Raw genomic sequence first — 23,841 nt, 5'->3', positions numbered from 1 at the left:
TATGTTGATGCCCCGCAAGGTCAAGCACCGTAAGCAGCACCACCCGAAGCGCTCCGGTATGGCCAAGGGCGGCACCGCGGTTTCGTTCGGCGAGTTCGGCATCCAGGCTCTGGAGCCCGCCTACGTGACCAACCGTCAGATCGAGTCCGCTCGTATCGCGATGACCCGCCACATCAAGCGTGGCGGCAAGGTCTGGATCAACATCTACCCGGACCGCCCGCTCACCAAGAAGCCGGCCGAAACCCGAATGGGTTCCGGTAAGGGTTCGCCGGAGTGGTGGATCGCGAACGTGAAGCCCGGTCGGGTCATGTTCGAGCTTTCTTACCCGAACGAGGAGACCGCTCGCGAGGCCCTGCGCCGCGCGATGCACAAGCTCCCGATGAAGTGCAGGATCGTGACCCGAGAGGAGCAGTTCTGATGGCTACTGCCAATCCGGCCGCAGAGCTCCGCGAGCTCGACAATGACGCGCTCGTCGCGAAACTGCGCGAATCCAAGGAAGAGCTGTTCAACCTGCGCTTCCAGATGGCGACCGGCCAGTTGCAGAACAACCGGCGCCTGCGTGTGGTCCGCCACGAGATCGCGCGCATCTACACGGTCATGCGTGAGCGCGAGCTCGGCCTGGCCTCCGGTCCTGAAGGCAAGGGAGACGCGGCATGAGTGACGCCAAGGGCCCGGCCAAGACGCCGGCCAAGCAGGAGGAGCGGGGCCAGCGCAAGGTGCGCATCGGCTACGTCGTCTCCGACAAGATGACCAAGACCATCGTGGTCGAGCTGGAAGATCGCGTGAAGCACAAGCTTTACGGCAAGATCATCCGCACCACCTCGAAGGTGAAGGCCCACGACGAGAACGAGATCGCCGGTGTCGGCGACCGCGTGCAGCTGATGGAGACCCGTCCGCTGTCCGCCACCAAGCGGTGGCGTCTGGTCGAGGTCCTGGAGAAGGCCAAGTAAGCCTGCTCCATGACTTTGAACAAGTCATAGAACATTGGCCCGCTTCCCGAAAGGGAAGCGGGCCAATGTGTTTTGTGGGTGTGGGTGGACTCGGCTGCCCTTGGGGACACGTGGTTCGAGGAGTACGTCGCATATGTGTGGTTGTTTTTCTGTGGGTCGATAGGTTCTATGCGTGCCTGCGCTCGAGTGTGATCAAACCGAAACCCGGTATATCCGAACGGAATTGGCGTGTCGCCCCGGTGAGGCGCTAGTTTTGTCTGGCTATGAGGGATGCTGCAACAACTTCCGGGGCTTGGCGGATCGACGACCGGACCGCGGTGACATTCCGCGATGCGGCGGTGGCCTGGGCTCTGGCCGCCCACGAGGTGCTGGCCGAATGCGCCTCCGGCTACGGCCATTTCGTGACCATCAATGAGCTGGCCGAGCGGGCGCAGGAGATGTCGGGCATCCGTACCGACGCCCCCACCCGCACCTGGATGGACGCCATCCTGCGCAAGGTCGCCCGCCGCTGCCACAATGCCGGCGAGCCGCCGCTGACGGCCTTGTGCGTCAAGCAGAACCACAAGGTCAGCGACAGCTACAAGTACGTGCTGGAGCTGGCGCACCTGCCCGTCCCGGCCGACCTGGAGGTCCATGCCGCCTACGCCCGCTGGCAGTGCTACGCGGCCTACGGCGCGGACATCCCCTCCGACGGCGGTATCCCGCCTCTGATCCCGCGCAATGGCGGCGCGCCCCGCCGGGTCACTCCGGCCGGTCCGGTCTCCACCCCGAAGCCGGAGCCCGAGGCCCGCAAGGCGGTCTGCAACTCCTGCTTCACCGAACTCCCCGCCAACGGCGTCTGCTACTACTGCTGACGCGCGGTCGAGCCGGAACTCGAAGGCCCGCTTCCCCCGGAGCGGGTCTTCGCGTTTCCAGAGTCGTCACGCGTCCTTGTGGCAGACCGCCTCCAGCATGATCCCGTCGAAGCCGGTCCAGAACGTCGCGTAATAGGGCGGCGGGTACTGCGGGAATTCCTGTGGCGCGTGCAGGATTTCGTCCCCGCGCCCGGCCGCCCACTCGTGCACCCGTCGTACCGCCGCGCGCGTGGGCACCAGGAACGCCAGGTGCTGAAGTCCCGGCAGCGCCCGCGAATACTCGCCCGCCGTCGCCGGGTAGAAGAACACGTAGGTGCCGGTCTTCCGGGCCGCGGGCCAGTAGGCGAACTGGGTGTCGTCGGCCAGCAGCGGTGCATAGTCCAGCAGCGGCATCAGTTCGTCGTAGTACTTCCGCGCACCCGCCAGATCGCTGACATTGATCCCGAGATGTCCTAGAGGCATGCCCCGAACCTACGTCCGGAACTTGTTGCGGGCGTCCCGAATTGGTCGCAGTACCGCCGCTGCAGATACCGACTCGAAGGAGTCCCGAGTTCCGTTGCGGTATTAGCCGGCCTCTTTCTGGAACCAGGCGAGCAGGTCTGGCTCGGTGGTGATCGCGGTCGGGGGTGCTCCCGCGGCCTTGGCGCAGTACACGCCTACGACGGGGTGGCCGTCGAGGGCCGCCAGCAGGCAGGGCTGGTGGTCGTCGGGGTGGAGCGGATCGCCGGGGAACGGATAACAGGTAAACCGGCCGATCGGTTGATTGTTTCGGGTCCAGATGCTGTCCTGTCCCGGCCGACCGCCACAGGCGTGCCCCGAGTGCACGTTGATAATTGTTTGGTAGATCATTCTCGCTGTGTCGGCGGTGGGATAGCTCAAGAACCCTGCTGTGGGGTAGTTCACCGGTGTGTCACAGTCGATTTCCGCATTCGCGGGTTGTGATGGGTCTGTGTGTCGGCAGTTCGTGGGGGTGAAGTCTGGTCCGAGAAGCGACAGTAGGTTTCTGTCGGCGGCGGTGAATACGTCCGGGTCGTTCGCCACGTCCGGCGCCAGGAACTGTCGGTAGCCCCGCGCCGCGTCGTAGTCGCGTAGTTCTTCAGCGAGAGGTGATGTCCAGTCGGTGGGCAGGTAGGCGAAACTGGCGATCGCGAGGTCGGGTTCGTCGGTCACGGTCAGCACTGACGCGGCGGGGCTGACCGAAGCGTCGAGGCCGCAGGTCTTGCGCCCTACCAGTTTGTGCAGATTGTCGAAGACGGGTGCGTCTGGTCCTGGCGGGTCGCCCGGGCAGTTGCCGGTGTGCAATGTCCGGCCGATGGTCTGGAAGAAGTCGGTGAGTTTGTCGACGCTGGAGAATCGGTAGAACTGCGAAAAGGGCGCGCCCGCTGCCTTGGTGGTTTCACAGACAATATGGGCGATCTGGCCCGGGTCGGGGTCGGAGTGGTAGCAGTTGCTGCGGTGACTGCCGTTCGAGTTGATCAGCTCGAGCAGGTCGATGTCGGCCCCTCGAAGTGCTGTTTCGTCGGCGATGGGGTGCCCGGCTACGCCGGTACGGGCGACGTGCCAGCCACCCACGGCGACAGCGCAAGCGATCGTCACGGCGGCGGCTGTCATCGGTATGGCCCATTTCCGGGATATGGCCCATTTCCGGTCGCGGAGTCTGCGCCGGCCCCGGCCGTCGCCGCGTTCGATTGTCCGGTGTTCCGGTGAGAGAAGCGGCTCGGGTTCACTGAACACCTGGGCGATGGTCGGCGCGTCTTCGTGTTGCGCGGCGTCGGTGCCGCGCACCGGCGACATTGTCGGGACGTTCTCGCCGACCGGGTGGGGATCGGGCTCCATGGCTGTGTCGGTGGCGTCATCGGCCGGCGGCGTTGCCGTGCCGGTGGGGTTGGCGTCGAGCCAGTGGGCGGCCGCGGCGGCGATGGCGCGGCTGTCGTCGTCCAGGAGTCGGGTGATGGCGTCGCGGACGCGGGACCGGACAATGGCGCCGCCGGTGCGGTGCAGCTGGTCCAGGTCATCGAGCGCGTTGCGCCGATCGCGGACGGCCGGGCTCTCGAGTGCGGTTCGAATATGTTGCGGTACTTGCCAATTGCGGTTGCGGGCCAGGAGGGTGCGGCCTTCGATATTGTCTTGCTTCTTGGGTCGCTGGCGGGGGCGTTCGGCGACGACATGGTCGTGTACGTAGCTGTAGAGCTCGTCGACGGTGATGTCGCCGTCCTGGTCGAGGTCGGCGCCGCCGTCGCGCAGACCGGCGACGAGGTGCCGGGTGAACACCGACTGCGTCGCCTGTCCGTGCGGAGTGTTGCCCTCGAAGGCGAACTGGGTGGCGTCGGAGGCGGTGAGCACGGTCCGGCCGCGGCCGCTGAAGGTTTCCAGGGCATGGACCTGGTCGTCGGCCTTGGCGATGGTGCCGACGGGGAAGGCGCCGCTGTAGCAGCAGTCCAGGATCAGCACCTGATGGTTGGAGTCGCATCCGGTCATGGCGTAGTCGATCTGATCGGCCGGGACCGAGGTGAACAGGGGGTTGAGCGGGCGGGTGTCGGTCATTGCGAGGTAGAGCTTGCCGGCGTCGTCCTTGAGTCCGTGCCCGCTGAAGTACAGCAGCGTCAGATCATCGCGCCGCCGGTCCGAGAAGAAATCGCCGATCGCCGCGCCGACCACGTGGTGCGGCTGGTTGATCAAGGTGGTGACCTCGAACCCGCCGATCGTGGGGTCGGCCAGCACCTCGGCGAGTGCCTCGGCATCGTGCGCGGGTGCGGTCAACTGCCGCAATCCGGGATCGTGGAACGTGTAGGTCGCCACTACCAGGGCGAATCGGCCGGTCATTGCCGTCACCCCGCCACGACGCCGCCGTGGCGGCGAATATAGGCGTCGACCAGTGCGCGCTGCTGGTCGCCGCTCGCGGCCTCGAGCTCGATGCTCTCGCCGTCGATGGTGACCGTCACCCGGTGGGTGCCCGGGTGGCGGCCCAGCCAGTCCCGCACCGTCTCGATCAGGGTGGTGAACACCCCGCCGGAAGCACTCAGCGCCAGCACGATCGCGCCGATCGTGATGGGGTCGGCCACCTTCGTACCCGGCGCCGTTCCGGCGCTGTCCCGCGCCAGCGCCGCCGATTCGACGCCGTCCAGCGCGGCCAGCTCCGCCCGCAGCATCCGGGTCTGCCGGTCCAAGCGCTCGTCGTCGATCTCCGTGGCGGCCATCGATACTCGAACTGTCACGCCGCGGTGGTCGTTCTGCGCGATACCCATCGGAAGCCTCTTTCCCGCCTGGGCGGCCGACGCCGACCAGGATGCGAATCGACAAGACCGATTCTCATCGCTGGTATCCGGCGTCTCACGCGTACGCGACTACCCGAACCTGGCAAAACGGGCAATGCGGCTCGCGCCATGCCATCATCCGCAGTGGGATGGAGCCGGTCATCGCCGCCGCGGCGCGCCGAGTCCGTTGTGGCACAACAAGATCGACAACCCACGAGTCGACCCTTCGCTGCGTGTTGTAGGTAGCCGACTACTTGCGGACAGCTATAGCAGGGCTCCGCGCCGCGGGTCGGTCCTGAGAATCAGGCTGTTGTGCGGAGCGATTCGAGGGTGTGGACGAGCGGTGCCAGTTCTGGATTGCGGGAGACCGCGGTGAGGGCCCGGGGCCATGGCCCTGATGTTCACCGGCCTCACCGTCGCCAATGTGGTGGGCGTGCCGCTGGGCACCCTGGTGGGCCCGACCGTCGGCTGGCGCAGCACGTCACGGTGGTCGCCGCGCTGGGCGTGGCCGGGCTGCTGGGCGTGGCCAAACTGGTGCCGGACCTGCCCAGGCCGGAGGGCGTGCACCTGCGGCACGAACTGGCCGCCTTGGGTGCGTTCAACCTGGGCAATGCCATCTCGGCGTGGCTGGGCGGGCTGGTGATCGCGGCCGGATTCGGTTACCCGGCATCGAACTGGGTCGGTGCCGCGCTGGCGGTTTCGGCGCTGCTGCGGGCCTGCCTGTCGGAGGCGCTGGAGCGCCGTGCCGCACAGCAGCTTTCGACATTTCAGACGAACCAGGCGTACCGTACCGTCCATTCTTGAGCGCTTGTCCGCGCCGCGCTAACCTCGCCGACGTGCCCGGATTCGGTCACGGCTAATCGAGCGCGATCGGTGAGTTTGCATGCTCGACAATGTTTTACGGATCGCCATAGTTGGAGTGGGACCGCGGGGTCTGAATGTTTTCGAACGCATTTGCGCCAACGCTCGGCAGTTAGGCATCTCGGCCGGCGTCGAACTGGTGCTCATCGATTCGACACGGGTCGGTACCGGCGCGGTCTGGCGCACCGACCAGCCCGCGCACCTGCTCATGAACACGGTCGCCGAGCAGGTCACCATATTCACCGACGACACCGTCGAGATGGCGGGCCCGGTGGAACGCGGCCCCAGCCTCTACGAATGGTCGAACTTTCTGGCGAAGATCGGCAATTTCGCGAGCCTGCCCGGCGATGCTTACGGTGCGGCCCTGCGGATTTCCCCGGAGAGCTATCCACCACGGGCCTTCTACGGCCATTACCTGCGCTGGGCCTTCGAGCGCACCCGCGACAGATACGCCGATTGGGTGCGGGTGAGCGAAATCGTGGCAACCGTGGTGGATATGCGCGACGGCCCCGGCGGATTCCAGGAGCTGGAACTCGATACCGGCGAACGCCTGCGCGGATTGCACGCGGTGGTGCTCACCCAGGGCCACCTGGCCGAAGCGCCGCCCGGCACGTCCGGTTCGCTCGCCGACACCGCGGATCGCCTGGGCCTCACCTACATTCCGCCCGGCAATGCCGCCGATGTGGATCTGGACCGCATTCCCGAGGGCGACCCGGTCATCATCCGCGGCCTGGGCCTGACCTTCTTCGACTACCTCGCCCTGCTGACGGCGGGCCGCGGCGGCCGGTTCAAGGAGTCCGAGGCCGGGCTGGAGTACGTCGCCTCGGGCCGGGAGCCGCTCATCGTCACCGGCTGCCGCCGCGGCATCCCGCATCACGCGCGCGGCGAGCACCAGAAGGGGGTGGCCGGCCGCTACGAGCCGTTGCTGCTCAACGCCGACCGCATCGCCCGATTACGCCACCGCGCACGGAAATTCGGCGACGTCTCCTTCCGCCGCGACGTCTGGCCGCATATCGCGCGCGAGGTCGAATCGGTCTACTACACCCGCCTGATCGCGGACCGGGTGAGCCCGCACCGCCTGGCCTCCTTCCGCGACCGCTACCTGATCGCCCCGACCGCCGAGGACGCCGGGGAACTGCTGAACCGCTTCGGCGTGCCCCCGCATGACCGCTGGGACTGGAGCGCACTCGCCGACCCCACCGGCGGCCGCTGCTTCACCGATCCCGGGGATTTCCACGCCTGGCTGCTGGCCTACCTCGACGCCGATGTGCGGCAGGCGCGCCTGGGCAATGTGCACGGCCCGGTGAAGGCGGCGCTGGATGTCCTGCGCGACCTCCGCAATGAGGTCCGGCTGGTCGTCGACCACGGCGGCATCGCGGGCTCCTCCTACCGCGACGACCTGGATCGCTGGTACACACCGATGAACGCCTTCCTCTCCATCGGACCACCGGCGCACCGGATTTCGGAACTGGCGGCACTGATTCGCGCGGGTGTGGTGCGAGTCGCCGGTCCCGGCATGCGGGTCCGGGCGGACACCGGGCACGAGTGCTTCGTCGCCGATTCACCCCTGGTGGGTGATTCGGTGGCGTCGGCACAGACTCTCATCGATGCCTGGATGCCCGCACCGGACCTGCATCGCACCGCGGATCCGTTGCTGCGCAACCTGTTGCATCGCGAGGAGGTGCGCGGCTACGTCATCGCCTCTCCGGACGGCAGCCGCTACCGCACCGGCGGCCTGGCGCTCGCGCCGGGTTCGTTCCATCCGGTGGACACGTTCGGGCGAATCCACCCGCGCCGCTACGCCTTCGGAGTGCCGACCGAGGCGGTGCGCTGGGTGACGGCGGCGGGCGCGCGCCCCGGGGTCAATTCGGTGACGCTGGCCGACGGCGATGCCATCGCCCGCGAGATCCTCACCGCCCACCGGTACGAGGGCCCGGCGATCCCGCCGAATCAGCTTGGGGTGCAGCGGCATTTCGAACTCCGGCACGACAGTGAAAGGCACGATGACATGGCGCTGGAATGTGGTCTGCTGGCACCCGTCGGGGTGGGCACGCCGGTGGAGTCCCTGCTGAGCGACGACGCCTGGATCGAGGCCATGCTGGAGGTGGAGCTGGCGCTGGCGCGCGCCGAGGCCCGCCTGGGCATGGTGCCCGACATCGTCACCGATCATCTGGCGGTGGCGGTGCGCGAGCACGCGTTCGACGCCCGCGAGATCGCGCGGGCCTCGCGCGGCGCCGCGAATCCGGTGGTGACCTTCGTGGAGCGCCTGCACGACGCGGTGGCGGACGTGGATCCGGTGAGTGCGAACTACGTGCACTACGGCTCAACCAGCCAGGACATTCTCGATACCGCGACCATGGTGATCGCCGCCCGGGTGCTGGCCGTGCTGATCGCGGACCTGGACACCATCGTCGGCTCCCTGGCCGAGCTGGCCCGCCGCCACCGCACCACCCCGATCGCCGGCCGCACCCTCGCCATGCACGCGGTGCCGACGACCTTCGGCGCGAAGGTGGCGGTGTGGATGCAGGGCCTGCTCGACGCCCGCGAACGCCTGGACCGCGTGCGCGGCACGCTGCCGGTCCAATTGGGCGGCGCGGCGGGCACTTTGGCGTCCTATATCGAATGCGCGCGCTGCGCGGAGTCGGAACTGTCGCAGGCGCCCGCCGGCGAGATCATGGAGCGCCTCACCCGCGAGTTCGCCGCGGAACTCTCTCTCACCGTGAGCGCCACCCCCTGGCACACCGTGCGCACGCCGATCGCCGATCTGGCCGCGGCGCTGGCCCTGACCTCCGGCACCCTGGGCAAGCTGGCCGTGGACGTGATCTCCCAGTCCCGCGACGAGACCGCCGAACTGCTCGAGCCCGCCGCCCCGGGCCGCGGCGAATCCTCGGCCATGCCGCAGAAGCGAAACCCGGTGCTGAGCACCATGATTCGCGCGGCGGCGCTGCAGGTCCCCGCGCTGGCCTCGACGCTGTTCGGCGCGCTGCTGGCCGAGGACGAGCGTCCCGCCGGCGCCTGGCACGCCGAATGGCAGCCGCTGCGCGAATGCTTGCTCCTGGTCGGCGGCGCCGCCCACACCGCGGTCGAACTCGCCGCGGGCCTGATGGCCGATGCCGATCGCATGACCGAGAACCTCTCGCTCACCGAGGGGCAGATCGTCGCCGAGCGCCTCTCGATCCGCCTGGCCCCCTTGCTCGGCAAGCCGATCGCCAAGAAGGCCCTGCAGGCGGCCTCTTTCGAGGCCCGGACCACGACCCGGCCGCTGGCCGACATCCTCGCCGAATGCCCCGATATCGCCCTGCATCTGACCAAACCCGAACTGGCCGAACTCCTCCGCCCCGAGAACTATCTCGGCGCGGCCCCCGACCTGGTCGACCGGGTACTGCGCCGGATCTGATCCGATTCGGCGGTGGCGGAAGGGAGTTCAGCGCGGATGACCGGGCCGGGGCGTCGCGTTCAGTTGCCGAAGCGGTTCTTGGGCGGGCGGTTGGAGGCGGCGCGGCGGGCGGCCTCCTTCTCCTTGACGCGGTCGGCTTCCTTGCGGACGGCGACCAGATTCTCCCGTTCCCGGAGCAGCCATTCGGGCGGGTCGGCGAGCAGGGCCGCGATCTCGTCCGCGGTGAGGGCGTCGGCGACGCCGGCGCGGGCCAGACCGGAGTTGGAGATGCCCAGCTTGCGGGCCACCACATCGCGCGGGAAGGGGCCGTTGGCCCGCAGCTCGAGCAGCCACTGCGGGGGATCGGTGCGCAGTTCCTCGAGCTGAGCGCGGGTGACGGGTGAGTTCCGGAACTCCGCGGGGGTTGCCGGGAGGTAGATGCCGAGTTTGTTCGCCGCGGTGAGCGGCTTCATGGTCTGGGGGTTCTTGTCCGGGCTCACCGATCAAGGGTATCGGGCGGGTGGGGTGAACCTGCTGGCCGGTGCAATACCGTGGACGCCATGAGCCGGTTGGAGTCCATCGATCTGACGCGCCTGCGCTGGTTCGTCGCGGTTGCCGAGGAATTGCATTTCGCCCGGGCGGCGCGTGGCCTCGGTATTTCGCGGCAGCGCTTGAGCGGGACGGTCATCGAGCTGGAGGAAGAGCTCGAAACCAGACTGTTCGTACCGGGCGCGCAGCCCACCCAGCTGAGCGAGGACGGGCGGGTGCTGCTGGACGAGGCCCGCGCCCTCATCGCGGCCGCCGCGGCCGCGGAGCGGGCGCCGGCGCCGGCCGCGGCGGACCGCCTGCGGGTCGGCTTCGTCCCGGGCGTGACCGTCACCAAATGGGAGCGCATCTGGCGCGAGCGGTTCCCCGAGGTCGCGCTGGAGCTGACGCCGATCCCGATGAAGGAGCAGGAGCAGGCCCTGCGCACGGACGCGGTCGACATGTGTTTCGTGCGGCTGCCCATCGATCGCGATGGGGTGAGCGCGATTCCGCTCTACCGTGAGGTCCCGGTCGTGGTCGTCCCCAAGGATCATCCGATCGCCCTGTTCGATCAGGTCGCCACGGCCGATCTGGCCGATGAGCGCATGCAGGACGCCGCCGACCTGGACGACGCCGCCATGACCATGGAGCTGGTGGCCGCGGTGAGCGGGGCGGCCATCGTGCCGCACTCGATCGCCCGCCTGCACCACCGCAAGGACCTGGTCTACCGGACCGTCACCGATGTGCCCGAGACCGAGATCGTGCTGGCCTGGCCCGCCGACCGCACCACCGAGCTGGTGGAGGAGTTCGTGGGCGTGGTGCGCGGCCGCTCCCAGCGCAGTTCCCGTTCGCCGTCCGGTCAGCAGCCGGACAAGGCTGCGGGGCCACAGAATTCGCCGAAGCGGACGGGTGCGGCCAGGGCGGGCGGGGCGCGCAGTCAGGCCGGGGGGAAGAAGCCGCAGACCGCCGCGAAGTCGAAGCAGGGCGGTGCGAAGAAGCCGGGCAAGCGGCGCGGGCGCTAGCGAGCAGCTCCGCGTGGACGACCCACGAGGGCCCGCCTCCCGTTCGGGAGGCGGGCCCTTTCGTGTCCGGATGCTCGGGGAAGCATCTGGAGAAAGTTCAGGGTCGAGTCAGGGTTGCGCTATACGTATACGTCTACTTATAGTGGCTGAAGACGGGGAATGACCGTCCGGAACCCTGAGAAGTGCAGCGGCGCAGCGGGTATCGACCCACAGGGCCGTGATGTACACGCATGCCCATATGCGCATTCACTGATGATTTGGAGCACCCCATGGCCCTCGATATGGACAAGTCCAACGACGCCGACCCGCAGGACGCCCCGGCGCCGGAGGCCCCGGCCGCGACCGGCACCGAGCTGGTGCCGGACCCGCTGCCCGAGGGCATGCGCGAGATCACGCTGCGCGTCGGCCCCGGCGGTGGCCGCACCCAGCGCTTCGTCGGCCGGCTGCTGGCCGAGGCCCAGCACGTGACCAAGGAGGGCAGCGAGTCCGTGCAGGTCTTCCTGAGCCGCAAGGGCAAGCTGGTCGTTCACCGGCATTATGTCGAGTGGTCGGATTTCGCCCAGGCCTCCAAGAACGCCGCGCGCGAGCGGAAGGAGGAGTTCCGCACCGCCCGAAACAGTTCCGACCAGTCGGACCTTGCGGTATTCACGAACTGGGCCAAGGGATTTAAGAACTGGCGCGAACTCCTCGGCCTGGGTGAGGATGGCTATGGCGACTTCACATTGGAGATCGTGGACTCGCTCGCGGAACTGCGCGACCGCATTCCGGCGAAGGTCTATCGCATCGTCGCCGACGTGGTGGAGAACCCCTCCTCGCAGGTCCTCGACATCTGAATAACGCGGCCGAACCCGGAAAGGACTTCTCCCGCATGTTCTCCCGCTTGGGACGCTTCGTCGTCCGATTCCCGTGGCTGGTGATCGCCGCGTGGCTGATCGCCATTGTCGCGGTCGTCGCCACCGCGCCGAAGCTCACCGCCACCACCGACCAATCCGACTTCCTGCCTTCGCATTACGAATCCATCCAGGCAGCGAAGTTGCAGCAGCAGGCATTTCCCAGCAGCAATACCCCCGCTGCGCTCATCGTCTTCGAACGCTCCGACGGAGCCCCGATGACCGATGCCGACTCGACCGCGGTGGCCGCCGCCGCGACCAAGCTGTCGGAGCGGAACATCAAGGATGTCACCGGAATCCAAGCGGTGCCCCCCGCGGAGAACCGGTCGATCGAGGTGGTCGCGGTGCAGATGACCAAGGTCACCAGCGCCAATGACACCCACCAGTCCGACGCGGTGAAGTCCCTCCGGGACGCGCTGAAGGAACAGGTGAACGGCACCGACCTGAAGGCCGGCATCACCGGCACCGCCGCCCAGACCCTGGATCAGCAGGATTCCAGTACCAAGGGCCTGATCATCATCGGTGTGTCGACCGTGGTGCTGATCCTGGTGTTGCTGCTGCTCATCTTCCGCAGCCCGATCATCGCGCTGCTGCCCATCCTGGTCATCTTCATCGCGGTGTCACCGCTGGCCAGCGGTCTGATCGCGATCGCCAGCAACACCTTCGACCTCAAGATCGACAGCTCGGTGCAGTCGCTGCTGGTCGTGGTGCTCTTCGGCGTCGGTACCGACTACATCCTCTTCCTGATGTTCCGCTTCCGGGAGCGCCTGCGCGCCGGTGAGGACGCCAAGACGGCTGTGGTCAGCGCGGTCACCCGGGTCGGTGAGGCCATCACCTCGGCGGCCGCGGCGGTGATCATCGCCTTCGGCGCGCTGACGCTGTCCACCCTGGGCATGTTCCGGTCCATGGGTATCGCCCTGGCCATCGCGGTCGCGGTGGCGCTGCTGGCCGGGCTCACGCTCATCCCCGCGATCGTCTCCCTGTTGGGCACCAAGGTTTTCTGGCCCTCGAAGGCCTGGCAGGTGGAGCCGACGGGTGCGCGGTTCGCGGCCGTGGGCGGCGCGCTGGGCAAGCGGCCGGGTCTGTTCGCCGTGGCGTCCGGTGGTGTCCTGATCGCCCTGGGCGTCTTCGCCTTCGGCTTCAATCCGACCTTCGACCTGAGCTCGGGTTCGACCTCGGGCAGCTCCGAATCCGTGGTCTACGGCAAGGAATTGCTCAAGGGCATGCCCGCGGGCAGCACCCAGCCCTCGCAGGTGTATCTGCGCAGTGAGCACGGCGCGCTGAGCGCCGACGAGCTGAACGCCTTCGGCGCGGCACTGCGCGGCGTCCACGGTGTGGGCGAGGTGGGTCCGCAGCCGGCACTGTCGGCCGACAAGACGGTCGCCGAATATCAGGTGACGCTGTCCGACAAGCCGGAATCCGATGCGGCCCTGAAGACCGTGAAGGGTCCGCTCCGGGATGCCGCGCATGCGGCGGCCCCGGTCGGCACCTCGGCGGTGGTGGGCGGCATGACCTCGGTGTTCGTCGACTTCCAGCACGCCATGAACCGGGACTACACGGTGGTGTTCCCGGTGGCGGCCATCCTGATCATGATCGTGCTGGCCCTGCTGCTGCGCAGCGTGGTGGCGCCCTGGTACCTGATGGCGTCGGTGTTCCTCGGCTTCGCCGCGACGCTGGGTTCGGCGGTGCTGGTCTTCCAGCATCTGCAGGGGGATTCGGGTCTGATCTTCACGCTGCCGCTGATCATGTACCTGTTCGTGGTCGCCCTCGGGACGGACTACAACATCCTCATGGTCGCCCGGTTGCGGGAGGAGGCGCGGGAGGGCAACGACCCGCACCGCGCGGCCGCCCTGGCCCTGCGCCACACCGGCCCGACGGTGGCGGCGGCCGGTGTCATCCTGGCGGGCACCTTCGCCTCGATGATGCTGGCGGGCAACGACACCCTGTCGCAGATGGGCTTCGCCATCTCGGTCGGTATCGCCATCGCCGCGTTCGTCATGGCCATGTTCTTCACCCCCGCGGTGACCGCGCTGATCGGCCGCCGCGCCTGGTGGCCGGGCCACGGCGGTGATGCGGAACAGCAGCCGCAGTGGGATACGGAATGGACGCCGTCCGATGTGGTGAGCGACGCTCGCCGCTGACGATCAGAGTTTGCTCCGAACGGTTCGGCCCGCTTCTCCTCCGGGGAGGCGGGCCGATCTCGTTGCTGCGATCATGCCGCTGACCTGCATGGGACCGCGTCTGACAGAAACGTGTTTCAGTATTTTCTCAAAAGTGCCACGCAATGAACTGGACAACCGATACAGTTCGCCGGACCGCATCGAAGCGGGTTGGCACCAAGGAGTTGAAGACATGACAGTGTCCCTGAGCAAGCGCATCGCCCGGCGGGCCGGCGTCGGCCTCACCGCCGTCGCTGCGATGGCCTGTTCCGTGGGCCTGACCGCCTCCACCGCCTCGGCCGTACCCACCGGCCTGTCGGTGAACGCCCGCAATATCTATATGGGTTGCGTGTACCAGATCACCGCGACCTATGACAGCTGGATCCAGGCCTGGTTCTACGACAATGGCGCGATCATCTCGGGCAGCCCGATCACCCCGAGCAACGGGCAGGCCACCATTCAGTGGACCCCGCACAGCGCGGGCACCCACACCCTGTCGACCCTGCAGGGTTCGGCCTGGGAGCTGAAGGTGAACGTCCTCGAGCCCACCCTGACCGGCAGCGCCACCTGCGGCGCGGGCCCGCTGGGTTTCCTGGGCTCGTAGCAGAGCTTCCCGAGCTCGTAAAAGACTCGGTTCGGTATGGGCCCGACCCGCCGAACCGTCCCCGGGCCGGCTGACCATAATCCTCTGTTCCCAGGTCAGCCGGCCCCCTCTCCGTTCGCGCGCCCGGCCGCGGTCAGTGCACGGTCACGTGCCAGACCACGGCCGCGGCCAGCGCGCCCGCGCCGTTCACCGCCCAGTGCAGTGCGATGGGCGCGAGCAGGCTGCCGCTGCGGCGCCGCAGCCAGGTGAAGACCACGCCCGCCCCGGCGGTCGCGAGGACCGCGAGCCCGATGCCGAGCAGCTGTCCGGCCGGGCCGCCGCCGAGGAATCCGGTCAGTCCCTTGTTCCCGCTGGTCAATCCCAGCGACGAGGCAATGTGCCAGAGCCCGAACAGCATTGATCCCGCCGCGAACACCCCGCGCGCCCCGGCCACCCGGTCCAGGGTGCCGTGCAGCACGCCGCGGAAGGCGAGCTCCTCCGGGATCGCGGTCTGCAGCGGGATCACGATCATGGACGCGATGAGCGCGCCCGAGACCGCGGCGTAGCGGTCATTGAGGAAGAAGGGCCGGGTGATCGGCAGTGCCGCGCCGATGGCGACGGCCGCGAGCACCACGCCCACCGCCGCCAGCGCCCACAGCGACCCGCGCCGCCACTGTCGCGGCGACAGGCCGAGGTCCTCCCAGCCCAGCCCGCGGCGGCGCACCAGGGCGACCAGCACCAGTGCGGCAATCGGCACCGTGAAGATGCTGGCCCACCGGTTGGTGAAGTGCGCGATGAGATTCGTGCAGATCAGGACCACAACGACGACGGCCACATCCAGGTAGGCGTGCAGCTTGTGGCCGGGCAGCGGGGGCGGGTCAGGGAGCACCGCGACCGCGCCGTTATCGTTTCGCGACATCCCGGCCAGTCTACGAGTGGATTCTTGGAACGGCCTTCGATTGTGGTTAATCCCGCTGTGCGGAATACCCGGCCGCCGGCGCCCGTCCGCTCGCCCAGCCCTCGTGATCGTCCCAGGCCTGCAGCGTGCGCGCGGTGTCGAAGCGGCGCGGCTCCCGGGTGATCGGATCGATGAACTCCAGTGCCGAGGCCAGCAGTTGCAGTGGCCGGGTGTAGTCGTCGACCGGTTTGTCGGTGAGTTCGGGATAGAAGTCGTCACCGAGGATCGGGACCCCGAGGCTGTTCATGTGCAGCCGGATCTGATGCGTCCGCCCGGTCCGCGGCCGGAGCCGGTAGCGCCCCAATCCGTCCCGCTGCTCGGTCAATTCGACGAGGGTCTCCGCATTCGGTTCGCCCGCGGTCTCGTAGGCGCGCAGTACCTGCCGCTCCTTGACGATCCGGCTGATGATCGTGCGCGGCAGCGCGAGCTCCGGATCGAAGCGCGCGACGGCCTCGTATTCCTTGTGCACCAGCCGCTTGTGGAACATGGTCTGATACGCCCCGCGCACCGCCGGATTCACGATGAACAGCACCAGCCCGGCGGTGACCCGGTCGAGCCGGTGCGCGGGCACCAGATCGGGCAGGTCCAGGTCGCGGCGCAGTTTCACCAGGGCGGTCTGCAGAATGTGCTGCCCGCGCGGGATGGTCGAGAGGAAGTGCGGCTTGTCCGCGACGAGGATGTCGTCGTCGCGGTAGACGATGCCGATGGGGAACGGAACCTCGGTCTCGTCCGGCAGATCGCGGTGGAACCACACCGCGCCGCCGGGCGCGTAGGGCGTGTCGAGGGTGATCGGGCCGTCCAGATCCACGATGCCGCCGGTGGACAGCAGTTCGTCGATGCGTTCGGGGCGCACCCGCGGCAATCGCTCCACGAGGTGGTCGCGAATGGTCGTCCAGTGGCCGTCCTCGGGTAGCCGCAACCGGGCCGGGTCCAGCCCGTGCCGCTTGGGTAGCGGTGGTTGCTGCCTGCGTCTCACTCGCCAAACCCTAGTCCCCGAGTTTGTCCGGACCAGGGGGTACGGTTGGCCAACGCCCGGAATGTCCGGGTCGAAACGAGTGATCGGGGGGTCTCGTGTACCCGAACGACCAACAGCCGCAAGGGTACCCGGGCCAGCCCGGTCAGCCGGACTACGGCCAGGTTCCACAACCCCCGCAACCGGACTACGGCCAGCCGCAGCCGGGATACGCCCAGCCCGCCTACGGCCAGCCGGGTCAGTGGGATTACAGCCAGGGTGGTCAGCCCGGCTACCCGCCCGGGTATCAGCCGATGCCGCCGGGCTATCCGATGGCGCCGGCGCCTCCGCAGGGCACCAATGGCCTGGCCATCGCCACGCTGATCCTCGGTCTGCTCGGCGCGTGTCTGCTCGCCGTCCCGTTCGGCATCATCGCGCTGACCCAGATCAAGCAGCGCAATCAGAGCGGCAAGGGGCTGGCCATCGTCGGCCTGGCCGCCTCCGGCGTGTGGGCCCTGATCGTCGTGATCCTGCTCGCCGTCGGCGCGGTGAACAGCCCGGATACCTCTGCGTCACAGGACAATACGACCCGTACCTCGGCCCTGCCGGATTCGCCCACCTCCATCTCGGTCGACGAGGTGAAGGTCGGTGACTGCCTGCAGACCGTCGAGGAGAACAACCACATTCGCAAGGTGACGGTGCTGCCCTGCGATTCCGCGCACGATGCCGAGGTGATCGCCCAGGTGCATCTGACCGGTTCCTGGCCGGGTTCGCTGGATGCCTCGTTCCAGCAGGCCAATGACGCCTGCCTGGACGAGATCGACAAACAGCTGAGCAAGAGCTCGATGTACGACCAGCTGGAGACCTTCATTCTCTACCCGGCGAACGAGACCCAGTGGAACAAGCTCAATGGCCGCGCGACGTGCATGGTCCACGACGCGAGCGGCAAGAAGCTGACCGGAAAGGTGCCGCGCTGACCGACGGTATGGTCGTTCAGCAAAAGTTAGCCTAACCTATCTTCTCGCCGGTGTTCGTGGGAGCGCCGGACCGAGGAAGGTGGGAGGCGGACTGATGACGGTCGAGTCACCGCCCGCGGTCGAGGCGCACGCCATCGATCCGGGCCCGGCGGCAGCCGACACGGGCGGGCCCGATGCGAAAGCGGAGGTGAAGGCGCGCCGGCGGCGAGAGGCCGCCGCGCGCAAGGAGATTCTCGCCCCGGTGCGCGGGCCGCTCACGGTGGCCGGGCTGATCGTGGCGGTGGCCGCGGTGTGCTCGGTGCTGCCGTTCCTGCTGATCGTCTCGGCCTGCCGTGAGCTGCTGCGGGATACGCCCGACACCGGCCGGGTGTGGCGGCTGCTGTTGATCGCGGTGCTGGTGCTGGTGGCCCGAGCGGTGCTGCAGGCGGTCGCGCTGACCTGGTCGCACGCCGTGGACGCCCGCTACCAGCTGACCCTGCGCCGGCTGCTGGCCGACAAGCTGACCCGGGTGCCGCTGGGCTGGTTCGGCGCCCGCACCTCCACCGAGGTGAAGAAGTACCTCCAGGACGATGTCGAGGCGCTGCACTATCTGGTGGCGCATGCGCGGCTGGACTTCATCGGTTCGGTGACGGTCCCGCTGGTCACCCTGGTCTACCTGGCGACCGTGGACTGGCGGCTGACGCTGATCCTGCTGCTGCCGCTGGTCGTCTACGCGCTGTGCATGCGCGCGATGCTGGACGAGCCCGGCCGCGAACGCCTGCTGGCCTACAACGCCGCCGAGCAGCGCACCCGTGCCGCGACCGTCGAATTCGTGGACGGCATCCAGGTGGTGCGGGCCTTCGGGCGAGCGGGCAGGGCGCACAGCGAGTTCCGGGCCGCCGTCGAGGAGCAGACCGAGCGGCTGCGGCGGCTGAAACTGCCGGTGATGACGGTGCAGTCGATCTCGGACACGGTGGTCTCGCCGGTGTTCGTCATGCTGCTGGTCGTGGTGGCCGGGCTCGCGGGCGTGGGCCTCGAGTGGATCGAGCCGCTGGATGTGCTGCCGTTCCTGCTGGTCGGGCTCGGGCTGGGCAGTTCGCTGCTGGGTCTGGGCTACGGCACCCAGGCGCTGCGCACGGCCGGTGACGCGGCGCTGCGGCTGCACGATCTGCTGCAGACCGCCGAATTGGCGTCCGGCACGGGCGATTCCGCACCGCGGCAGGCTCCCGCCGGGCTGATCCGTTTCGAGGGTGTGAGTTTCGGCTACCGCGCCGACCATCAGGTGCTGCGCGACCTCGACCTCGAGCTGGCGCCCGGCACCATGACCGCTCTGGTGGGCCCCAGCGGTTCCGGCAAGTCGACGCTGGCCAAGCTGCTGCCGCGCTTCTACGACGTGGGTGCGGGCCGGATCACCCTCGGTGGCCGCGATATTCGCGACTTCCCGAGCGAAGAGCTCTATCGCACGGTCGGATTCGTCTTCCAGGACGTCCGCCTGATCCGTGGCACCATCGCCGACAATCTGCGCCTGGCCCGCCCCGGCGCCGATGCCGCGGCCCTGGAGCGCGCGGCCCGCGCGGCCCGCATCCACGACCGCATCCTGGCGCTGCCGCGCGGCTACGACTCCGAGATCGGGGTGGACGCTGTGCTGTCCGGTGGTGAGGCGCAACGACTTTCGATCGCCCGCACCCTGCTGGCCGACACCCCGATCCTGGTGCTGGACGAGGCCACCGCCTTCGCCGACCCCGAATCCGAGGCAGCGGTGCAGGACGCGCTGGCCGAACTGGTGGCCGGTCGCACCGTGCTGGTCATCGCGCACCGGCTGCACACCATCACCGGCGTGGACCGAATCCTGGTGCTGGAGAACGGAACCCTGGTCGAACAGGGTGACCACGCCAGCCTGCACACCGCCGGCGGCCTCTACCAGCGGCTCTGGGAACTCAATGAGGCGGCCCTGGAGGCCGTTGCCGGCGCCGACCGCGCCGCCGGGAGTGTCGACCGGGCTTCGGGCGCACGGTCGGACGGAACCGACACGGTGGCAAGCGATCTCGGGGATGGCCGGGCCGGGACGAAGGCCGGCCTGTCCGCCGCTGCTGAGGAGGGCAATCGATGATCCGCAGGGTGCTCGGCCTGGTGCCGGGTGAATTCGCGCGGCTGACACCGCGACTGCTGCTGGCCATCGTGGCCCAGGCGCTGTCGCAGGCCGCCGCCTACGTGTTGCTGGTGCCGGTCCTGCAGGCGCTGTTCGACCGGGATCTGGGCCGGGCCTGGTGGTGGACGCTGTGGCTGGCGCTGGCCGTGGCCGGGGTCGTGGTGTTCGGTTACCTGCAGTCGGTGCTGGGCCTGCGCGTCGGCGTGGGCATGCAGCACGGTTTGCAGACCCGGCTCGGTGATCACCTGAATGCCCTGCCGCTGGGCTGGTTCGACGACCGGCACGCGGGGGAGCTGTCGCGGGTGATGGTCGAGAACGTCCGCGAGGTGCAGGGCCTGATCGCCTACCTGCTGGCGAAAATGCTGACCGGCGTGCTGGTTCCGCTCGGTGTGGCGGTGGGCATGCTGGTCGTCGACTGGCGTATTTCGCTGGCCATGCTGGTGACGGCCCCGGTGCTGTTCGTGGTGAATGTGTGGGCCAACCGCTCCTATGTCGCCGCCGATGAGCGCATGCACGAGGCCGCCGCCGAGGCGAACGTCCGGGTGCTGGAATTCGCGCAGGCGCAACCGGTGCTGCGTTCGCTGGGCGCGGTCGGCGCGGGTAATCGCGCGCTGGACGCGGCATTGGCCCGCCAGCGCCGGGCCGCCAATGGCCTGCTGATCGCCGCGGTGCCCGGCCTGATCGTCTTCTCGCTGGTGGTGCAGGCCGTCTTCCTGGTACTGGTCTACCTGGTGGTGGGCCGGGCCACCGACGGCGCGCTCTCCGCCGCCGCGGCGATCGCCCTGATCGCGGTGAGCTCCCGTTTCATCGAGCCGCTGACCCAGGCCGCGCAGCTGGGTGGCGCGCTGCGCTCCGCCGCCGCGGCGGCCGATCGGGTGAGCGCGCTGCTGGCGGAACCGGCACTGCCGCAGCCGGATTCACCGGTGCCGCCGGGCGCCCCGCAGGTGGAGTTCGACCGGGTCAGCTTCGGCTACGGCCCGGACGAGACAGTGCTGCAGGACATCTCGTTCACCGCGGTGCCCGGCACCACGACCGCCATCGTGGGTCCCAGCGGCGCGGGCAAATCCACGCTGCTGCGCCTGGCCGCCCGCTTCCACGACACCGATTCCGGTCGTGTCCTGGTCGGCGGCCACGATGTGCGCGAGCAGCCCGCGGCGACCCTGCTGAGCCGGCTGGCGCTGGTCTTCCAGAACGTCTACCTCTTCGATCGCTCTGTGCTGGAGAACATCCGGGCGGGCCGTCCGGACGCGACCGAGGCCGAGGTCCTCGCGGCCGCCCGGGTCGCACGGGTGGACGAGATCGCCGACCGGCTGCCCGACGGCTGGCAGACCGCGGTCGGTGAGGGTGGCTCCGCGCTGTCCGGTGGTGAGCGCCAGCGTGTTTCGATTGCCCGCGCCCTGGTCAAAGCTGCTCCGATCGTGCTGCTGGACGAGGCCACGAGCGCCCTCGACCCGCACAACGAGGCGGCGGTGGTGCGCGGTGTGCACGAACTCACCCGTGACAGAACCGTTCTCGTGGTGGCGCATCGTCTCGCGACCATCGCGCACGCCGATCAGATCCTGTTCATGGACGGTGGTCGCATCGTCGAGCGCGGTACGCACGCCGAGCTGCTCGCGCTCGGCGGCCGCTACGCCGCCTTCTGGACCGAGCGCACCCGTGCCTCCGGCTGGCGTCTGGCGCCGGTACCCGCGTAGCCGGACGGCCCCGGATTCCGCGCGAGTCCGGGGCCGTTCGGGGTGGTCACTCTCGAATTGCCAGAGTCATGTCGACGGGTCAGAGGCTGCAGGGCAGCATCGCGACGCTCGCGACGGTGCACTCGCCCTCGCGGGACAGCTTCCAGTCGCCGTCGACGAGCTTCCAGGTCAGCGGGAAGGTGAACGGATCGAAACCGTCGACGGCCGTCTGCAGGGTGGCCGAGAGGGTGTCGCCGTTCTCGGTGACCGGGCCCAGGATGGTCCAGCGGAAGCTCGGCGGGGCGGCGTTCATGGCGGTGCCGATCTGGTCCAGCAGCGGCAGTCCGGCCTCGCCGGCCTCGAGCTCGGCGGCCCGGGTGGCGGCCGGGGCGCCGGTGTTGAGGGCGGTCTGCAGCTTGGCCTTCAGGTCGCCGGTGCTCGGGGCGGCGGTGCGCACGGGGGCGAAAGCCGGTGCGGCCGTGGCGGTGACGGCGCTGACGCCGGTTCCGGCGAGCAGGGCGGCGGTGGCGAGGGCGGCACCGAGGAGGCGCGAGGTACGGGGCATGGTTTCCAGTCCAATCGTTTTCGTCACGAGCGCTTCGCAAGCGCTGCCAAGCAATATAAGGTAAGGCTATGCAAACCTAAAGTGGTTGGCGGGTTGTGCGAGGCAGACAACAGTGAGCAACTGGGACGGAGAAGCGGTGGAGACACTTCTGGCGGTCGGTGCGGGGCCGAAAGCCCTAGCGGTAGCGGCCAAGTCGCATGTGCTGCGGGAACTCGGCCTGCCCGCACCGCGGGTGACCGTGGTCGAGGCGCAGACGGTCGGTGGCAACTGGCTACCCACCGGCGGCTGGACCGACGGCCGGCACCGCCTGGGCACCAGCCCCGAGAAGGATGTCGGCTTCCCGTACCACTCGACCTGGGCGCGCGGCCACAACCGCGAGATCGACGCCGCCATGCGGGCTTTCAGCTGGACCGCCTTCCTGGTCGAGCACGGCACCTACGCCGAGTGGATCGACCGCGGCCGGCCCAGCCCGCAGCATCACGTGTGGGCCAAATACCTGCAGTGGGTGGCCCGGCGCATCGACCTGGATCTGGTCCAGGGCACGGTGACCGGCATCGCCGCCGCGGCCGACGGCTGGCTGGTGTCGGTCGCCGACACTGCCGGCCGCACCGACGACACCGCCGGCCACCTGGACGAGATCGATTGCGACGCGGTGATGATCACCGGACCCGGCCGCAGCGACCGGGCCTTGGCCGAGCACCCGAAGGTACTCAGCATCTCCGAATTCTGGGAGCTGGCGGGCCGCCGCGAACTGCCCCCGTCCTCGCGGGTGGCGGTGATCGGCGGCGGCGAGACCGCGGGTTCGGCGCTGGACGAACTGGTTCGTCACGAGATGCTCACCGTCTCGGTGATCTCGCCCAAAGCGACGCTGTACACGCGCGGTGAAAGCTATTTCGAGAACTCGCTGTACAGCGATCCGACCAAGTGGGCGGGCCTGGGCATGGCCGAGCGCCGCGATGTCATCCGGCGCACCGATCGCGGGGTGTTCTCGGTGCGGGTGCAGGAAAGCCTGCTGGGGGACAACCGGGTTCACCATCTGCAGGGCCGGGTGGTGAACCTCGCCGACCAGGACGACCGGGTCGCCCTCACTTTGCGCAACGACCTGCGCGCCGATCAGGTGCACACCTTCGATCTGGTGGTGGACGCCACCGGCGGTCAACCGCTGTGGTTCCTGGATCTGTTCGATTCGGCCGCAACCGATCTGCTCGAACTGGCGGTGGGCGGCCCGTTGGAGACCGCGCGCATCGAGGCGGCCATCGGCTTCGACCTGGCGGTGTCCGGGCTGGACGCCAAGCTGTACCTGCCGAACATGGCCGCCATGGCGCAGGGTCCGGGATTCCCGAATCTCAGCTGCCTGGGCGAGCTTTCGGACCGGATCCTGCAACCGGCGGTGAATCCCGCGCCGCGCTACCGGATCTCGGGCAGGTCGGCGGCGCTGCGCGGCAGCGCGTAGAGCGAGATGCGCCGATCCGGCCGGATGTCGAAGTCGCCCAGGTGCTGCCACCCGATCTTCTCCAACGCCTTCCGCATGGGGGTGTTGCGATGATCGGGTTCGCACAGCAGCCGGCGGCATTCGGGTTCGGCCGCCAGGATCGCCTGCCCCAGCAGGCGCATCCAGCCCGACATGACGCCGCGGCCCAGCAGCGTCGTGTCCGCGGTGGCGATGTGGAAGCCCATGTCGCGGGCATCGGCGTCGTAGAGGCGCGCGATCTCGTCCTTGGCTGGGCGGTACAACTCCACATAGGCCACCTCGCGGTTGCCCAGGTCGGGGCGGTCCAGGGCGGCGAAGTCGTATTCGAGAATGCACGGGCGGGAGAAGGTTCCGGCGAGCTGGGCCGCGCAGTCGGCGCGGCGGCGATCGGCGTCCCAGGCCTGTTCCCAGGTCTCGAGCAGGTGCGGCCGGTGCATCCATTCGGTGATGGTCTCCGGATCGCGGGAGTCGAGGTCCACCGGCCGCAGCGTGAACGGTGCGGCGAACTCGGGCAGCACCGGTGCGGGCGCGCGGCGGATGTGGTCGGGAAGGTCCGTGAGTTCGCGCGCGAGGACGTAGGTCGTCCGGTTCATCGCTGTGGCGCTCCGTTCGTCGGTTAGCTTGATCACCCTGCTTGGTAAGG

At 68.7% G+C, this 23,841-nt stretch carries 22 protein-coding genes; 14 read left to right on the top strand and 8 right to left on the bottom strand.

What is annotated here, in order from left to right:
- Window position 1: 1 nt before the first annotated feature.
- The 4 genes from rplP to ACWEQQ_RS04020 all read left to right on the top strand — a co-directional run bounded on the left by rplP (window position 2) and on the right by ACWEQQ_RS04020 (window position 1,804).
- A complete protein-coding gene (rplP, locus tag ACWEQQ_RS04035; RefSeq protein WP_040804212.1) occupies window positions 2-418 on the top strand; it encodes a 50S ribosomal protein L16 in 417 nt (138 codons plus the stop codon).
- Window positions 418-657: a 50S ribosomal protein L29 gene (gene rpmC / locus ACWEQQ_RS04030; protein WP_040855205.1), complete on the top strand. Its 240-nt coding sequence runs from the start codon at window positions 418-420 to the stop codon at window positions 655-657. Before rplP ends, rpmC begins: the two co-directional genes overlap by 1 nt.
- On the top strand, window positions 654-950 hold the full coding sequence (gene rpsQ / locus ACWEQQ_RS04025; protein ID WP_354830578.1) for a 30S ribosomal protein S17: 297 nt from the start codon (window positions 654-656) through the stop codon (window positions 948-950). The genes rpmC and rpsQ overlap by 4 nt, the downstream gene beginning before the upstream one ends.
- 263 nt (window positions 951-1,213) lie before the next feature.
- Window positions 1,214-1,804, top strand: a complete 591-nt coding sequence (locus ACWEQQ_RS04020) for a hypothetical protein (protein ID WP_433564532.1) — start codon at window positions 1,214-1,216, stop codon at window positions 1,802-1,804.
- A gap of 66 nt (window positions 1,805-1,870) precedes the next feature.
- Here the strand turns inward: ACWEQQ_RS04020 and ACWEQQ_RS04015 are convergent, their stop codons facing one another.
- The 3 genes from ACWEQQ_RS04015 to ACWEQQ_RS04005 form a co-directional block, all read right to left on the bottom strand.
- A complete protein-coding gene (locus ACWEQQ_RS04015; RefSeq protein WP_452347042.1) occupies window positions 1,871-2,266 on the bottom strand; it encodes a VOC family protein in 396 nt (131 codons plus the stop codon).
- Window positions 2,267-2,368: 102 nt separating this feature from the next.
- Window positions 2,369-4,627 carry a caspase family protein gene (locus ACWEQQ_RS04010; protein WP_452347041.1) on the bottom strand — a complete coding sequence of 753 codons (2,259 nt, stop codon included), beginning with the start codon at window positions 4,625-4,627 and terminating at the stop codon, window positions 2,369-2,371.
- A gap of 5 nt (window positions 4,628-4,632) precedes the next feature.
- The gene (locus ACWEQQ_RS04005; RefSeq protein WP_452347040.1) at window positions 4,633-5,049 is read right to left on the bottom strand and encodes an effector-associated constant component EACC1; all 417 of its coding nucleotides are present in this window, start codon (window positions 5,047-5,049) and stop codon (window positions 4,633-4,635) included.
- Between the two features lie 495 nt (window positions 5,050-5,544).
- On the opposite strand from ACWEQQ_RS04005, the gene ACWEQQ_RS04000 reads away from it, so the two are divergent.
- Together ACWEQQ_RS04000 and ACWEQQ_RS03995 are read left to right on the top strand one after the other, a co-directional pair.
- On the top strand, window positions 5,545-5,862 hold the full coding sequence (locus ACWEQQ_RS04000) for a hypothetical protein (RefSeq protein WP_452347039.1): 318 nt from the start codon (window positions 5,545-5,547) through the stop codon (window positions 5,860-5,862).
- Window positions 5,863-5,941: 79 nt separating this feature from the next.
- Window positions 5,942-9,316, top strand: coding sequence for an FAD/NAD(P)-binding protein (locus ACWEQQ_RS03995; protein WP_452347038.1), 3,375 nt, complete (start codon window positions 5,942-5,944; stop codon window positions 9,314-9,316).
- Window positions 9,317-9,375: 59 nt separating this feature from the next.
- On the opposite strand, the gene ACWEQQ_RS03990 is transcribed toward ACWEQQ_RS03995, so the two are convergent.
- Window positions 9,376-9,795 carry a DUF5997 family protein gene (locus ACWEQQ_RS03990; protein WP_452343497.1) on the bottom strand — a complete coding sequence of 140 codons (420 nt, stop codon included), beginning with the start codon at window positions 9,793-9,795 and terminating at the stop codon, window positions 9,376-9,378.
- A 60-nt stretch (window positions 9,796-9,855) separates the two neighbouring features.
- Between ACWEQQ_RS03990 and ACWEQQ_RS03985 the strand changes: the two genes are divergently transcribed.
- The 4 genes from ACWEQQ_RS03985 to ACWEQQ_RS03970 all read left to right on the top strand — a co-directional run bounded on the left by ACWEQQ_RS03985 (window position 9,856) and on the right by ACWEQQ_RS03970 (window position 14,495).
- A complete protein-coding gene (locus ACWEQQ_RS03985; protein ID WP_452347037.1) occupies window positions 9,856-10,842 on the top strand; it encodes a LysR family transcriptional regulator in 987 nt (328 codons plus the stop codon).
- A gap of 269 nt (window positions 10,843-11,111) precedes the next feature.
- A complete protein-coding gene (locus tag ACWEQQ_RS03980; protein ID WP_452343495.1) occupies window positions 11,112-11,675 on the top strand; it encodes an EXLDI protein in 564 nt (187 codons plus the stop codon).
- 35 nt (window positions 11,676-11,710) lie between these two features.
- The gene (locus ACWEQQ_RS03975; protein WP_452343494.1) at window positions 11,711-13,873 is read left to right on the top strand and encodes an MMPL family transporter; all 2,163 of its coding nucleotides are present in this window, start codon (window positions 11,711-11,713) and stop codon (window positions 13,871-13,873) included.
- Window positions 13,874-14,084: 211 nt separating this feature from the next.
- Window positions 14,085-14,495 (top strand): hypothetical protein, encoded by a 411-nt coding sequence (locus ACWEQQ_RS03970; protein ID WP_354830556.1) that lies wholly within the window; start codon window positions 14,085-14,087, stop codon window positions 14,493-14,495.
- Between the two features lie 133 nt (window positions 14,496-14,628).
- Here ACWEQQ_RS03970 and ACWEQQ_RS03965 read toward each other — a convergent pair whose 3' ends face one another.
- Together ACWEQQ_RS03965 and ACWEQQ_RS03960 are read right to left on the bottom strand one after the other, a co-directional pair.
- Window positions 14,629-15,393, bottom strand: a complete 765-nt coding sequence (locus ACWEQQ_RS03965) for a CPBP family intramembrane glutamic endopeptidase (protein WP_452347036.1) — start codon at window positions 15,391-15,393, stop codon at window positions 14,629-14,631.
- Between the two features lie 46 nt (window positions 15,394-15,439).
- Window positions 15,440-16,408: an RluA family pseudouridine synthase gene (locus ACWEQQ_RS03960; protein WP_452347035.1), complete on the bottom strand. Its 969-nt coding sequence runs from the start codon at window positions 16,406-16,408 to the stop codon at window positions 15,440-15,442.
- 95 nt (window positions 16,409-16,503) lie between these two features.
- Here ACWEQQ_RS03960 and ACWEQQ_RS03955 point away from each other — a divergent pair, with 95 nt between their 5' ends.
- The 3 genes from ACWEQQ_RS03955 (at window position 16,504) to ACWEQQ_RS03945 (ending at window position 21,183) form a co-directional block, all read left to right on the top strand.
- A complete protein-coding gene (locus ACWEQQ_RS03955; RefSeq protein ID WP_452343490.1) occupies window positions 16,504-17,361 on the top strand; it encodes a DUF4190 domain-containing protein in 858 nt (285 codons plus the stop codon).
- A gap of 94 nt (window positions 17,362-17,455) precedes the next feature.
- Entirely contained in the window at window positions 17,456-19,450 is a 1,995-nt protein-coding gene (locus ACWEQQ_RS03950) for an ABC transporter ATP-binding protein (RefSeq protein WP_452347034.1), read from the top strand.
- Window positions 19,447-21,183: an ABC transporter ATP-binding protein gene (locus ACWEQQ_RS03945; protein WP_452343488.1), complete on the top strand. Its 1,737-nt coding sequence runs from the start codon at window positions 19,447-19,449 to the stop codon at window positions 21,181-21,183. Before ACWEQQ_RS03950 ends, ACWEQQ_RS03945 begins: the two co-directional genes overlap by 4 nt.
- Window positions 21,184-21,262: 79 nt before the next feature.
- On the opposite strand, the gene ACWEQQ_RS03940 is transcribed toward ACWEQQ_RS03945, so the two are convergent.
- Window positions 21,263-21,727 (bottom strand): hypothetical protein, encoded by a 465-nt coding sequence (locus tag ACWEQQ_RS03940; RefSeq protein WP_452343487.1) that lies wholly within the window; start codon window positions 21,725-21,727, stop codon window positions 21,263-21,265.
- A 136-nt stretch (window positions 21,728-21,863) separates the two neighbouring features.
- On the opposite strand from ACWEQQ_RS03940, the gene ACWEQQ_RS03935 reads away from it, so the two are divergent.
- Window positions 21,864-23,180 (top strand): SidA/IucD/PvdA family monooxygenase, encoded by a 1,317-nt coding sequence (locus tag ACWEQQ_RS03935; protein ID WP_452347033.1) that lies wholly within the window; start codon window positions 21,864-21,866, stop codon window positions 23,178-23,180.
- Here ACWEQQ_RS03935 and ACWEQQ_RS03930 read toward each other — a convergent pair.
- Window positions 23,135-23,791 carry a GNAT family N-acetyltransferase gene (locus ACWEQQ_RS03930; protein WP_452343485.1) on the bottom strand — a complete coding sequence of 219 codons (657 nt, stop codon included), beginning with the start codon at window positions 23,789-23,791 and terminating at the stop codon, window positions 23,135-23,137. The two genes, ACWEQQ_RS03935 and ACWEQQ_RS03930, sit on opposite strands and share 46 nt — an antisense overlap.
- Window positions 23,792-23,841: the final 50 nt, after the last annotated feature.

The organism is Nocardia sp. NPDC004123, from assembly GCF_053603795.1.
The sequence above is the reverse complement of the archived record's forward strand: the minus strand, read 5'-3'. Positions and strand labels throughout refer to the sequence as shown.